The organism is Larkinella rosea (assembly GCF_003858635.1).
GTDB classification, from domain to species: domain Bacteria; phylum Bacteroidota; class Bacteroidia; order Cytophagales; family Spirosomataceae; genus Larkinella; species Larkinella rosea.
Map to the genome: position 1 here is coordinate 439,739 of NZ_RQJO01000011.1, position 14,754 is coordinate 454,492.

Sequence of the window (14,754 nt, forward strand, 5' to 3'; positions counted from 1 at the left end):
CCTCAATGACCACATTGGCCGCAGCCGTACAACCGTTGCCCGCCGTCACCGTCACCGAATACGTTCCCGCACTGGTGATGGTGCGCATGGGGTTGGTCGAGGAGTCCTCCCAGCGGTAGGTGCTGCCTCCGCTGGCCGTCAGACTCAGTGCCGGACTGGCGCAGGTCAGTGTCGCGCTGGAAGGGCTGATCACGGCCGAGGGAGCTTGACGATCTTCCTCAATGACCACATTGGCCGCAGCCGTACAACCGTTGCCCGCCGTCACCGTCACCGAATACGTTCCCGCACTGGTGATGGCGCGTATGGGGTTGGTCGAGGAGTCTTCCCAGCGGTAGGTGCTGCCTCCGCTGGCCGTCAGACTCAGTGCCGGACTGGCGCAGGTCAGCGTCGCACTCGAAGGGGTGATCACTGCCGAGGGGGCTGATGGAATTTCGTTAATTGAAAAGGTCAGGTTTAGTGTACAGGTGGGGTTGATCGAGGAACGCACCTGGATCACGTACGAACCTGGATCGAGATTGCTGAAGGTTCCGCTGGATTGCCAGTCTGTGCCGTTGCGGGAATATTCAATGGTGCCGCTGCCGGTCGCACTCAAACTGATGATTCCCGTCGATGTCGTACAGGTCGGATGCGTAACCGTGCTCCCGGTCAAGGTTGGCGGTGCCACCACCGTTAACGCCGTGGTGGCGGTAACAACCGGACAGCCGCTACTGGCTGGGACGGTATAGGTAATCGTATAACTTCCCGCTGGACTGTACGCGGGAATGACCGTCCCCGAACTGGGGTTAATCGAAAGGCTCGATGGGTTACTGCTGTAGGTTCCTCCGTTGCCCCCAATCCCCGAGCGGGTGACCAGGCCCACAGCATCGGTGTTGTTGCAAAATACCGTATTGTTATAGCTAATAACCGCAGTAGGCAATGTGGTCACAGTCAACCGTATCGCATCCGAGTTGGTGCTCCCCCCTTCATTGCTCACCACGCAGCGGAAATACTGGCCGTCCAGCCCTGAAACCGACGAGATTGTCAGCATGGGCGTGTCGGCTCCGCTGTAAACACCCGAATTGCCCAGATTTGAAGGGAAATTGAACGTGTTGTCGTTGGACCGCTGCCACCGGTAACTGGTTGCATTTTCCGCACTGACTGAGAAACTCACCGGGCTGGAACTGCACACCGTCTGCGAAACCGGCTGGGTGCTGATAAGGGGTGTTTCTATGCCCCGGGTAACGATTATCTGGTAAGTCTTGGTCGTCACGCCATCCTCCGCCGTCACCTGCACGTCGATGGGGTTGGTGCCCACTGTAAGTGCCAGCGGATCGGAAGCCGTACCACTGGTTACGGGACTATAACTCCCGCCATTGACCCGCACCAGAATCGTCGCGTTGCTGTTTTCCGCAGTGGGCGTTACGGTCAGGTTGCTTGTGCTATTGCCCACCGTGGCTGAATAATTGACGACGCTCGCAAAAAAAGCCGTAGACAGGCTCCCCGGATTTAAGGTCAGGTTCGATAGATTGGCGTTGCCCGAAACAATCGGCGTATTGACCGAAGCCCCATTGTTGTTCGGATTCCCGTCCGTCGTACCAGACGAAATCGTTGCCGAGGTGATCAGGGTACTGCCCGCCGAACCCGGTGCGGTTGTCACAACCAGCGTAAAACTGGCGGTACCACCGGTTGGAAAACTGGCCTGACTACAGGAAACCGTACCGGTAGTTCCCACCGACGGCGTGGTACAACTCCAGCCCCCCGGCGCACTCAGCGAAAAGAAGGTGATGCTGGTCGAAAGCGGAATCGACACCTGTACGGAACCAGCCGTGCTTGGCCCATTATTGCTGGCCTGACCCGTATACGTAAGGCGATTGCCCGCTGCAACCGGATTGGGGCTACCGGAAAGCGAAAATGTTAAATCAGCCTCAGGAGTCAGCGCATTGACATCCGTTGCACTGCTGTTATCGGGATTAGGGTCCGTAATACCACCGGGCGAAGTAACCGTTGCGGTATTGGTCAACATGCCCGTGGAAGCCGGATTGGTGGCACAAACCGCCTGATAGGTCACCGAACTCCCCACGGGCATTGCTACGGACTGGTTGATGTTCCCGGTTCCCGAAGCCGTTCCCGAAGCCCCGCCAGAGAACGTTGCGGTCCAGGCTACCGAGGTGATGGATACGGGAAAAATATCGGTTACCGTGGCTCCGGTGACGGCCTGCGGCCCGGCATTGCCAACGGTAATCGTGTAGGTGGTCGGAACGCCGGGAATGACACTCGCAACGCCATCGGTTTTGTTGATGAACAGATCGGCGGAGGGGGCATCACCAACGGTGAGTATATACGCCGACCCAACACCCGAACAGCCGTTACTGCCCGTTGCCCGAACCGTGATCGTGAAACTGCCGCTCTCGGTGGCCGTCCCCGATAAAACGCCCGTCGTGGACAGGGTTACGCCATTCGGCAGGGAACCACTCGCCACCGAATAACTGTAAGGTGTCATGCCGCTTGCCGCCGTGAAGTTTCGGCTGAACCCCGCACCTACGGTCGCCGTTGTCACAGCGGGATTGCTCACGGTGGGCCCCGCAGGAACCGCATTGATCGTAAAGCCCAGATTCCGCGTACAGGTGGGGTTGTCCGACGAGCGCAACCGAATGACGTACGAACCCGGATCTAACCCGCTGAAAAAGCCACTCGACTGCCAGTCGGTACCATTCCGCGAATAGTCGATGGTACCGCTGCCGGTGGCCGTTACGCTGATTGTTCCCGTTGGAATGGCACAGGTGGGCTGGGTAGTCGAACTGCCCGCCGACGTCGGCGGGGCTGTCACCGTCAAGGTGGTTGTGGCGGTCACCACCGGACAGCCCCCACTGGCCGCTACGGTATAGGTTACCGTATAACTTCCCGGTGTACTGCTGCCGGGCGTTACGATTCCGGTATTGCTGGTGATCGACAAACTCGAGGGATTGCTGCTGTAGACTCCGCCGTTGCTGTTGTTCCCCGAGCGTGTCACTAATCCCTGCGAGCCACCTACGGTACAGAGGAGCGGACTGGAATAGAATATGGTGGCCGTTGGGAGCGTCGTCACCGTCAGCATAGCCCCATTCGAGTTCACAGAACCTCCAGAGTTGCTGACCACGCAGCGGAAGTAGTAGCCGGTCATTCCCGAAATCGACGAGATGGTCAATACCGGCGTATCGGTGCCACTGTAGACACCCGAATTGGAGAGAATGCTGGGAAAATTGAACGTATTGTCAGCAGATCGCTGCCACTGATAGGTGGTAGCATTAGTGGCGTCTACCGAGAAACTAGCCGGGTTGGTGCTGCAAACCGATTGCGAAACCGGTCCGGTATTGATCACGACGGCCGGTATGGCGGTTACATCCAGAACATACGATGGTCCGACGCCCGAACACCCGTTGCTGCCTGTTGCCCGAACGGTAATCGTGAAGTTGCCCCCCTGCGTTGGTGTTCCCGACAGAATGCCCGTCGTTGCCAACGTCAAACCCGTGGGCAGGGTACCACTCGCCAGTGAATAACTGTAAGGTCCTGTACCGCCCGGAACCGTGAAATTCTGGCTGAAAGCCGACCCGGTTGACGCCGTCGTTACCGTAGGATTGCTCACCACAGGCGCCGTTGCCGCATTCAGGGTGAACGTTATGTTTCGACCACAGGTAAGGTTGTCCGACGACCGAACCCGAATCGTGTATTCGCCCGGCGCTAACTCACTAAAGCTGCCACTGGTTTGCCAATCCGATCCGTTCCGAGAATACTCGATGGTACCGCTGCCGGTTGCCGTCACGCTGATCGTCCCGGTGGGCGTGGCACAGGTGGGCTGGATGACCGCGTTGCCCGTAATGGTCGGCGCGGCCGTTATCGTCAACGTGGTCGTGGCCGTCACTACCGGACAACCTCCGCGCGCTGGTATCGTGTAGGTGACGGTGTAACTTCCCGGCGTACTGCTCCCGGGTGTTACCTGACCAAAATTGCTGGTGAGCGACAAACTCGAAGGACTGCTGCTGTAGGTTCCGCCGGTTCCGCCAATGCCCGACCGGTTTATTCCTGTCTGATTGCCATCAAGGCTACAGAAAAGCGGATTGGAATAAAAAATCGTCGCCGTGGGTAACGTCGTCACCGTCAGCAACACCCCGTCCGAGTTGGTGGATTCACCGCCGTTGGTTACGACACACCGGAAATAGGACCCATTCAGATTCTCGACCGAGGAGATCGTCAACACCGGCGTATCGGCACCACTGTAAACCCCGGTATTGCCCAGATTTGAAGGGAAGTTGAAGGTGTTGTCGTAGGACACTTGCCACCGGTAACCCGTCGCATTGGTGGCGGCAACCGAGAAACTAGCCGGACTGGTACTGCACACCGTCTGCGAAACCGGCTGGGTGGTTATGTTCGGAGGAGCGACGGTTTTGAGCAAACCTGGGTTAGGATTAGTGTAGGAAAAGGTTCGGGCCTGAATCCCTGTTTGGCCAAGCAGCCCGATGGCTGCAAGAAGCAACCAGAGAAATCGTAAAGGTTTAGTTCTCATAGTAAGGTTGTAAAAGAAGTAAATCAATCCAGGAACGGTTCAGGCAATCTTGCCCAACATGGGCAGATACAAGGATGTCGGGCAGGACTGAAAAATGTAGAAGAGTCTGAAAATACCGGGCTGTATTACACGATCGAAAAAGGTTGAAAACGGAACACGTAATTCAGCTACAAAACTGATTTGTTACCACCAATTCCATTAGTCCAAATCCGACATTCTTTTGCTCATTTTCGCCAGTTTGCCCGCTTAGGTCCAATACGCTTTTAAATTGTCTCCCAAACCCCAAAGGATTAGGTCGGCGTGTCGTTGCGCCTTGCGTTTCTGTTCATCGAAACCGTTGCCCGGTACGGACTCTGTTCATCCACGGACAGCGGTTTGTACGATTTCGGACAAAGTAATGTAAATTCATCTGGTAATTGGCTGAAAATCAGTGAGTTTTCTGGTGCGGCATGAATGTTGATCATTCCGTTTAACCTAACCGCTCTCTCTTGTTGACCCTATGCTACGAAACTACCTGACCATTGCCTGGCGGAATATTCTGAAGGACAAGTTCTACAGCCTGATCAATATTCTGGGACTGACCATCGGCGTCACCTGCGGCCTGTTGCTGCTGCTTTATGTGACTGATGAGCTGAGCTATGACCGTTATCATCAGAAAGCAGATCAGATCTACCGCATCGTTTCGTACATCACCGAGCCGGATAAGATCAACAACTGGACAAGCACACAGCCACCACTGGCCAAATCGCTGAAGCAGGATTATCCCTTCGTGCAAAACTACGTGCGTTTTTTTTCCAACGGTCGGGTGCCTTTCCGAAAGGGCGAGAAGCGGTTTTACGAAGAAGATGTCTACGCAGCCGACTCCACGGTGTTCGACGTGTTTACCCATAAATTTATCGAAGGCGACCCCAAAACGGCATTGGCCCGACCCGGCAGTGTGGTGCTGACCGAGAAAACCGCCCGGAAATTTTTCGGTGACGGTAAGGCGCTGGGCCAGACGCTGCAAACCAACGACACGACATCCTATCAGGTGACGGGCGTGATTGAAGATGTGCCGCGGAATTCCCATTTCACCTTTAACGCACTGATGTCGTTAAACCCGAATCAGCGTCGGGCCGACGGTTGGGGCGGTTTTTACATCCTCAGCTACCTGGTTTTGCCGAAAAACTTCGATACGCAAATCCTGGAAAGCAAGTTTCCGCAGTTGTACGATAAAAACATGGCGTCGATCTTCAAGCGGATGGGTATCAAGATCACGTATCGGTTGCAGCCGCTGACGAGCATTCACCTGTATTCAAAAATGGATGGAGAAGCGGGTGGCGACATCAGTTACGTCTACATTTTCAGTGCGGTTGCCTTCTTTATGTTACTGCTGGCCAGCATCAATTACATGAACCTCGCCACCGCCCGCTCGGCCAAACGGTCCAAGGAGGTTGGGCTGCGGAAAGTGATGGGATCGCTCCGGAGCGCGCTGATGGGGCAGTTCCTGACGGAGTCGGTGTTGATGACGGTTCTGGCGTTAGCATTAAGCCTGATTTTGGTGGCATTACTGCTGCCGTTTTTCAATACGGTTTCGGGTAAGGAAATCCAGTTTCGGGAGTTGCTGCAGCCGCAATTCATTCTGATTTCCCTGGCGATAATTGGGTTTACCGGTTTTGTCAGCGGGAGCTACCCGGCTTTCTATCTGTCTTCGTTTGAACCGGCAACGGTTTTGAAGGGCTCGTTCAACGCCAAAGGCGGCAGTTTTTTCCGGAAAACGCTGGTGGTGATTCAGTTCGCCATTTCGCTGATCATGCTCATCTGTACCTGGATCGTTTACGACCAGTTGAATTACATGCGGGACAAGGATCTGGGATACAACCGGGAGCAGGTGTTAACGATTGATTACCAGGATCGTCAGCCCCGCGAACGGTATAACGCGTTGCGAAAAACACTTTTAGATAATCCGAACATTCGGAGCGTAGCCACAGCGTCCTCGCCCACCAGCAACATTGGCGGGCGGATTATTTTTGGCGTTGAATCCAACACCGGTTTGAAAGAAATGGGCTTCCGACCGATGGGCATCGATCACGATTACCTGCAAACGATGGGAATGAAGGTCGTCAATGGCCGTGATTTTTCGGATAAAATTCCGGCCGATACGAGCAACGGCGTGCTGGTGAATCAGGCGGCTGTCAAACGCATGGGCTGGAAAGAACCGATCGGCAAAAAGGTGCTGTTGGGTGGATTGCCGCAGGCGGGTCAGCCCGCTCCACCGGAAGCAAAGGTCGTGGGCGTGGTGAAGGATTTCCACCAGCAGTCGCTCTACAGCCCCATCGAACCGATGATCATGCTGTACCGCCCGAATAATGGTGTGATGCACATTAAAATCGACGCGAAAAACGCCGACAAAGCGATCGAATTTATCGGCCAGAAATGGCGTGAAACCTACCCGGACAAGTTGTTCGAATACCGGTTTCTGGATCAGGATTTCGAATCGGCCTACCGGGCTGATGAACTGCGTGGCCGGATTTTTACGGCGTTCTCCGCCCTGACCATCCTGATTGCCTGCCTGGGTCTGTTCGGTCTGGCGACCTTCACGACCGAGCAACGCGTCAAGGAAATCGGCGTCCGGAAGGTGATGGGTGCGTCGGTGTCAAGTGTCGTACTGCTGCTTTCGAAAGACTTTACGAAACTGGTATTGTTCTCGTTTCCCATCGCCATCCCGGTGGCCTGGTATTCGATGGATCGCTGGCTGCAGCATTTTCCGTACAAAACCAGCATTGGCGTCGGGGTATTTGTGGCCGCCTGTGTCATCACGCTCCTGATCTGCTGGATCACCGTGGTCTACCAGTCCGTCAAAGCCGCTATCGCCAATCCCGTGAAGTCACTTCGGAGTGAATAAAGGGAGGATGGGAGGAGAGGAGTAAAGGGAAAAAGCTAAAACCTGAATTCCATACTACCTGCCTCCTTTCTTCCTTTTCTCCCTACTTCCATTCTTATGTTCAACAACTACCTCAAAATCGCCTTACGGAATCTGACCAAAAACCGGTTTTATTCCGTGATCAAAATTGCCGGACTAGCCGTGGGCCTCGCGGCTGGCATTTTGATCGCTTTGTTTGTCTACGAGGATTTTTCGTACGACGGTTTTAATACCAAGAAAGACCGGATTGTGCGGGTTCTGACCATCGATCAGGCCGAGGGCGTCAAGAGTAAGCTGGTCGGGGTAAGCTACCCCGGTTTGGCTCCGGCCATCACACGCGATTTGCCCGAAGTGGTCAACAGCGTCCGGATTTCGGATCAGGGGCGGATTTCGCTCAAAGTGGGCGACAAATTGATTAGTTCCGAAGGAACGTTGCGCACCGAAAGTTCTTTCTTTGAACTCTTTGACTACAAGGTATTGACCGGTTCGACGAAGGGGATTCTGGACGAGCCGGAAACCGTCATTCTGACCGAGACCCTGGCGAAAAAACTGTTTGGGTCCGAAAACCCGGTCGGAAAATTCGTCAAAACCGGTACGCTGGATCTGCAGGTCAAAGCCGTTATGGCCGATCCGCCGACGAACTCGCACCTGCGGTTTGACATGCTCCGCTCGCTGGTTCCGGCGAAAGGCGATACGAATTTTGCCCGGTTTCTGACGTCCTTCAACGGCATCAGCGTCTACAGTTACCTGCTGCTGGATCGGCATCGCGACCTGAACACGATCATTCCGAAGCTCAAGCAGGTGGCGGATAAGAACCAGGGGTACGCGTTTTTTGTCCCGACCTTGCAGTATTTGAAAGACGTACACCTCAACTCGGGCGAGATTCTTTTCGAACACAACGCCAACAAAACCGATGCGGCCAATCTGTATGTACTGGGCACGATTGCCCTGCTGGTGGTGTTACTGGCCGCGGTCAATTTCATGAATCTGGTGACGGCCCACGCCACCGGAAGGGCGAAGGAAGTCGGTTTGCGCAAAGTAGCCGGCGCCGTTCGGACGCAACTGATCTGGCAGCATTTGCTGGAATCGATCGTTGTGACGGTCATTTCGGCGGTGCTGGCGGTTGGACTGGCGGTAGTGCTGTTGCCGGTTCTGAACGGTATTTACCAGCGGAATGCTACCCTGCAATCCTTGCTGAACCCGCTGGCCCTTTCGGGAATAATCGGTTTTGTGTTGCTGCTGGGCCTGGTTTCGGGGAGTTATCCGGCTTTTGTTCTATCGAAATTCCGTCCGGTGGTGGTGCTGAAAGGTGCTTTCAAAAATACCGATAGCGGTATTCGGCTCCGGCAGTCGCTGGTGGTGATTCAGTTTACGATTTCCATTGCGCTGATGGTCGGAACGGGAGTGGTTTTTCGGCAGATGAACTACATTCAGAGTAAAGACCTCGGTTTTAGCCGTGAGCAGCTCATTTCCATTCCATTCAAAGGCCAGCAGGCTTCGGCCCGCGCCCGAACGTTGCAGACCGAACTGAAACAAAATCCGAACATTATTGCTACCGGCACTACCAGCAACCGAATGGGACAGCAACTGGGTCGCACGACCTTTGTGCCGGAAGGAAAACCGTCGACCACGAATTACATCGCCAGCGTAATGGCGGTCGATGAATCATTTGTGCCAACGATGGGCATGCATATCCTGAAAGGACGCAATTTTTCGCTGGATTTTCCGGCGGATTCGGCTTCGTCAATGGTGATCAACGAAGAAATGGCGCGGATGCTGGGCTGGAAAGAACCGATCGGCAAAATCGTTCGGCTGCCCTCCGGCCCCAATCCAACGGATGCGACTCCTTATACGGTGGTTGGATTGGTCAAAGATTTTCATTTCGCCACGATCCGACATAAAGTGGAGCCGTTGTTTATGCTCTACAACAAAAATAACAACCAACTGGCGGTTAAAATCAACACCGCCAATGCGCCGGAAACGCTGGCGTTTATCGAAAAAACGTGGAAACAGGTCAATCCCGAAACACCGTATGACTACAGTTTTATGGATGCGGATTTCGGAAAACTATACCGCAGCGAACAGGCCTTTGCGACGATGTTCAGCCACTTTACGGTGTTGGCGTTGTTCATTGCGGTTTTGGGCTTGTTCGGGCTGGCGGCTTTTACGGCCGAGCAACGCCGGAAGGAAATCGGGATTCGCCGGGTGCTGGGTGCCGAAACCGGATCGTTGCTGTACCTGCTGTCCCGCGAATTTATCAAGCTGGTCGTGATTGCCTTCGTGATTGCCAGCCCGCTGGCGTGGTACCTGATGAACCGCTGGCTCAATGGTTTTGCTTACCGCACCGACCAAAGCGCGATTCTGTTTGTCGTTGCCGGAGTAGCAGCGGTTTTGGTCACGCTGGTCACCGTCAATTTACAGGTTTTCAAAGCCGTGAATACGAATCCGGTGAAGTCACTTCGTTCGGAATAAAAAAGGAGAAAGGGAGGAAAGGATGAAAGGAAAAGATATGAATCAAACTCCTTCATCCAGTCCTCCTCTCATCCTTTAATCCTTTTTCCTTCTATGTTAAAAAACTACCTCAAAATCGCCCTCCGGAACCTTCGCAAACAGCGCGGGTTTACATTCATCAACATCTTTGGGCTGGCTACCGGTTTGGCCTGCTGCCTGTTGATCACGCTTTATGTCGTTGACGAATTGCGCTACGACCGCTACAATGAAAAAGCGGATCGGATTTACCGGATCAATACCGACATCAAATTTGGCGGCAACGATATGCACATGGCCACATCGCCCGACCCGATGGGGCCGACGTTACTGAAAGATTATCCGCAGGTCGAAAACTTCGTCCGGCTACACGGGCGGGGGACGTTTCTCGTCAAGCAGACGGGGCAACCGAACAACCTGCGGGAAAATGACATCATTTATGCCGATTCGACGTTGTTCGATGTATTTACGCTGCCGCTGGTAGTCGGCAATCCGAAACGGGCGCTGGTCGAACCCAATACGGTGGTGATCAGTGAATCGGCGGCCAAACGGCATTTTGGGAATCAGAACCCAATCGGAAAAACGCTGCTGTTCGACAATGAGTTTTCGTACCGGGTGACGGCTGTCATGCGCGACATGCCGACCAACTCCCATTTCCGTACCGATTTTTTTGTCTGCATGCGGAGCGACAATTATGAGTGGGGAAGATGGCTCAGCAATAACCATCAAACCTACATTCTCCTGAAAGAAGGGGTTGATCCAAAGCGCTTTAGCCGGAATCTTGAAACCGTTATTCAGAAATACGTGGGGCCACAGGCTCAGGAGTTTGTTGGCACAACGATCGACCAGTTGCGCAAATCCGGGAACCGGATCGACTACTCACTCATTCCGATGACCGACATTCACCTGCACTCCAAACAGAACATCGAACTGGCCCCCAACAGTGACATTCAGTACGTTTACACCTTTTCGGCGGTGGCGGTTTTTATTTTGTTGATTGCCTGCATCAATTTCATGAATCTCTCGACGGCCCGCTCGGCCAACCGGGCGAAAGAAGTGGGCGTCCGGAAAGTGCTGGGATCGGTGCAAAGGCAATTGATCGGGCAGTTTATGACCGAATCCGTGCTGATGGCTCTTCTGTCGATGCTGCTGGCGCTGGTGATCGTGGCGCTGACGTTGCCCTTTTTCAATGACATTTCAAGCAAGCAACTGACCATCGACAACCTGTTTGTTCCGCAGTTTCTGCCGGTTTTGCTCGCCCTGCCGTTGGGAGTCGGTTTGCTGGCAGGGAGTTATCCGGCCTTTTTCCTGTCGTCGTTCCGACCCATTAGTGTGTTGAAAGGCAAAATCAACCTGGGGCTGAAAAGTGCCGGTTTGCGGAGCGGGCTGGTGGTTTTCCAGTTCATGATGTCAGTTATTCTGATTGTCGGCACAATGGTGGTTTATCGCCAGATCCATTTTATTCAGACGACCAAAGTGGGTTTCAACCGCAATCAGGTGCTGACCATCAACGAAGCCTACGCGCTGGGAAAACAGACCCAGGCTTTCAAAGACGAAGTGCGGAAACTGCCCGGTGTGGTGAACGGCTCCGTGTCCGGCTATTTGCCCGTACCCTCAAACCGGAGCGACAGTCCGCTGTTTCCGGAAGGTCAGGTTGATCAGAGCAAAGCGGTTTCGACGCAGCAGTGGGGTGTCGATTTTGATTACATCCCGACCTTGGGCATGGAACTAAAAGAAGGCCGGAATTTCTCGCGTGAGTTCGGTGCCGATTCAACCGGAATCATTTTGAATGAAACCGCCGTGAAGGTTTTCGGCTTTAAAGATCCCATCGGAAAACGGGTTTGGCGGATGCTGGACGACGAAGGAAAAGTCTTCAAAACGTACACGATTATTGGTGTCGTGAAAAACTTTCATTTTGAATCCCTGCGGCAGAATATCGGTTCGGTGGCCTTGATGTTAAACCCGAATCAAGGCGCGGTATCGTTCCGGCTCAGTAGCCGGGATATACCGGCACTGGTCAACCAGATTGAAGCACGGTGGAAGCAGATGGCACCCGGAATGCCCTTTACGTATTCCTTTCTGGATGATAGCTTTGATACCATGTACCGCGCCGAGCAGCGCGTCGGCCAGATCGTGCTGACGTTCTCGGTGCTGGCCATTCTAATTGCCTGTCTGGGCCTGTTCGGGCTGGCGGCTTTCATGGCCGAGCAGCGCACCAAGGAAATCGGGGTTCGGAAGGTGCTGGGTGCCACAACGGCGAGCATTGTCGGGTTGTTGTCGAAGGATTTCCTGCGCTTAGTTCTGATTGCCATCCTGATTGCCACACCAATCGCCTGGTACGGCATGAACCAGTGGTTGCAGGATTTTGCGTATAAAATCGACGTGCCGTGGTGGGTATTCGCGCTGGCGGGCCTGGTTGCCGTCGTGATTGCGTTTGCGACGGTCAGTTTTCAGTCGATCAAAGCCGCGCTGACGAATCCGGTGAAGAGTTTGCGGAGCGAATGAGGTTTATTTTTTGAAACGCTAAAACCGCCCTCTTTATCGGTTACCGAGGGAAGTCAGAAAACCCTGGAAATTATCCCGATAGGCGGCTCCGATGGGAATTTGGGTGGTGCCGAGCGTAATCTGCCGAAACGAATAACTGGTAATTTTAGCCAGATTGACGATGTACGATTTGTGAATCCGCAGAAATAACTGGCTGGGAAGAATCGCTTCCAAACTGGAGATGGTTTCGTTGACGGCCGTTACTTTCTGCTGGTTGACAATCTTGCAGTAGACGCCGTAAGCCTGCAGGTAATCGATATCGTTATAATCGAAACGCTGGACGGTATGGCCCGCTTTCAGAAACGTATAGGGCGGGTCAAGCGGGTCGACCGACGCACACCGGACATTTAACGCCCGGTTTACGGCCTTCATAAACCGGATCAGTGTAAACGGTTTGACCAGGTAATCGGCAACGTTCAGGTCAAAACTATCCACGGCAAAATCCGGGTGAGCGGATGTGACGATAACCGGAAGCGGTTCCGGAAAACCGCGTAACAGCTCAAGACCCATCAGGTCTGGAAGGTGCATATCCAGAAAAATCAGATCGTATTTTTTGGTCTGGAGCAGAACCATCGCTTCAGCCACTGACTTACACACATCGGGCGGTAAAAAAAAGGGAACCCGGGACATATACTCCTCCAAAACCGCAACGGCTGCGGCAGAGTCTTCAACGATGAGGCATTGGCGTTGATTCATATATCAACAAGTCGTTAGCAGTCAGTTCGGTAATCCGAAATCCGGTTGTAAGCCAGTCTAAAGGTAGTCGATTTCGTTACAATGGCGTATGGTACACTGTTGTATTGCGGTTCTGTAGTTCATTCATTTTATCTGTTTATGGGCTTAAAAGTTCTGTTCATGGGTAGAAAAAGCGATTTTGTGCTACTTAGTTAAAAAACCGTTACAGATTATTTTTTTATCATATTCAGAATAACCGTCAAAAAGAGGCCCATCCGATCTGGACAAAACCGCTATATCCGAAAACCGGAGTTTTAATCCGTCCGATCCCGGACAATTTTTTACTGGGGTTATTTGTTAATCTACTGAAATAAAACAGATTAGGTCTTTTGGTATATTCTTTGCCAACCTAAATAAGCCGGAGTCATGCAACTCCGGTAGTGCATTCTGCATCTTTTCTGCAAACTCTCAATTAATCTCACAAGACAAATACCATGAAACGTTCATCTTTCCTATTAACCGCTCTAGCCGCCCTTGCCTTTTCCTACCCAAGCATCGCTCAGGACAAAGACGAAACGCCCTACGATACCAAAAACTTCACCGGCAGCCTGAACACCGTCCAGGTAGAGACTTCCGGCGGTAGCATTTCGGTGGAAGGAAGCCAGTCGAGTGGTGTGAAAGTGGAAATGTACGTTCGGGGCAACAACTGGCCGAGTAATAAACTTTCCAAGGACGAAATCGACGAGCGCCTGAAAGAATACGAGATCAAACTGGGTGTTGAAAACAATACCGTTGTTGCAACCGCTAAACGGAAAAGGAACGACAACTGGGACTGGAAACGCTCGATCAATATTTCGTTCAAAGTATATACGCCCAAGAATTTCGCGACCGATCTGCACACCAGCGGGGGTAGCATCCGCCTGAGCAATCTGGTAGGGAGCCAGAACTTCGGAACCAGCGGAGGAAGTCTGCACCTGACCGGTGTCGAAGGACTGATCAAAGGCCGGACCTCGGGCGGTAGCATTCACCTCGATCATTGCCGCAAAGACATCGATCTGTCGACCAGTGGCGGTTCGATCCACGCCGAAGATTCAGACGGTAACCTGGATTTACGGACCTCGGGTGGCAGCGTTCACCTGGCCAATCTGAGTGGTAAGGTAAACGCCCGCACCAGTGGCGGCAGCGTCAGAGGTGATGGCGTCAAAGGCGAATTGGTAGCCGGTACCAGTGGCGGATCGGTTCGGTTGTCCGGCATTTCGGGCAGTGTCGAAGCCAGTACCAGCGGTGGCGGTATGGACGTTGAAATTACGAAACTGGGCGAATACGTCCGGCTGTCGGGCGGTCCGGGCAGTGTGAATGTGAAATTGCCCCTCGACCAGGGCATCGACCTCGATCTGTCCGGAAACCGGGTCGATATTCCCCTGAGCAAATTCGACGGAACCGTTGAAAAAGACCGCGTTCGGGGTCGCCTGAACGGAGGTGGTGTGCCCGTCCGCATTTCAGCCGGCAGCGGCAGCGTACGCGTAAACAGATATTAGGAGTTAAGAGTAAAGAGTTGGCTGACGCATGCTTATGTGCGCCAGCCAACTCTTTACTCTTAATTCTTAACTTCTTCCTGTCCGTTTGT

6 protein-coding genes are annotated in these 14,754 nt (G+C 53.4%); 4 read left to right on the top strand and 2 right to left on the bottom strand.

Features of this window, described 5'->3' with window-relative positions:
- On the bottom strand, positions 1-4,519 hold a 4,519-nt coding region (locus EHT25_RS25710), incomplete at its 3' end, for a beta strand repeat-containing protein (protein ID WP_148095907.1).
- 499 nt (positions 4,520-5,018) lie between these two features.
- Between EHT25_RS25710 and EHT25_RS25715 the strand changes: the two genes are divergently transcribed.
- From EHT25_RS25715 to EHT25_RS25725, 3 genes are all read left to right on the top strand, one after another.
- The gene (locus tag EHT25_RS25715; protein ID WP_124878052.1) at positions 5,019-7,403 is read left to right on the top strand and encodes an ABC transporter permease; all 2,385 of its coding nucleotides are present in this window, start codon (positions 5,019-5,021) and stop codon (positions 7,401-7,403) included.
- Positions 7,404-7,499: 96 nt separating this feature from the next.
- Entirely contained in the window at positions 7,500-9,893 is a 2,394-nt protein-coding gene (locus tag EHT25_RS25720) for an ABC transporter permease (RefSeq protein ID WP_124878053.1), read from the top strand.
- 93 nt (positions 9,894-9,986) lie between these two features.
- A complete protein-coding gene (locus tag EHT25_RS25725; RefSeq protein ID WP_124878054.1) occupies positions 9,987-12,413 on the top strand; it encodes an ABC transporter permease in 2,427 nt (808 codons plus the stop codon).
- 33 nt (positions 12,414-12,446) lie between these two features.
- On the opposite strand, the gene EHT25_RS25730 is transcribed toward EHT25_RS25725, so the two are convergent.
- The gene (locus EHT25_RS25730) at positions 12,447-13,148 is read right to left on the bottom strand and encodes a LytR/AlgR family response regulator transcription factor (RefSeq protein ID WP_124878055.1); all 702 of its coding nucleotides are present in this window, start codon (positions 13,146-13,148) and stop codon (positions 12,447-12,449) included.
- 473 nt (positions 13,149-13,621) lie between these two features.
- On the opposite strand from EHT25_RS25730, the gene EHT25_RS25735 reads away from it, so the two are divergent.
- Entirely contained in the window at positions 13,622-14,665 is a 1,044-nt protein-coding gene (locus tag EHT25_RS25735) for a DUF4097 family beta strand repeat-containing protein (RefSeq protein ID WP_124878056.1), read from the top strand.
- Positions 14,666-14,754: the final 89 nt, after the last annotated feature.

Excerpts from the sequence above, each read along its gene's own strand:
- EHT25_RS25715 (WP_124878052.1), top strand. The coding sequence starts at position 5,019 with ATGCTACGAAACTACCTGACCATTGCCTGGCGGAATATTCTGAAGGAC.
- EHT25_RS25720 (WP_124878053.1), top strand. The coding sequence starts at position 7,500 with ATGTTCAACAACTACCTCAAAATCGCCTTACGGAATCTGACCAAAAAC.
- EHT25_RS25725 (WP_124878054.1), top strand. The coding sequence starts at position 9,987 with ATGTTAAAAAACTACCTCAAAATCGCCCTCCGGAACCTTCGCAAACAG.
- EHT25_RS25730 (WP_124878055.1), bottom strand. The coding sequence starts at position 13,148 with ATGAATCAACGCCAATGCCTCATCGTTGAAGACTCTGCCGCAGCCGTT.
- EHT25_RS25735 (WP_124878056.1), top strand. The coding sequence starts at position 13,622 with ATGAAACGTTCATCTTTCCTATTAACCGCTCTAGCCGCCCTTGCCTTT.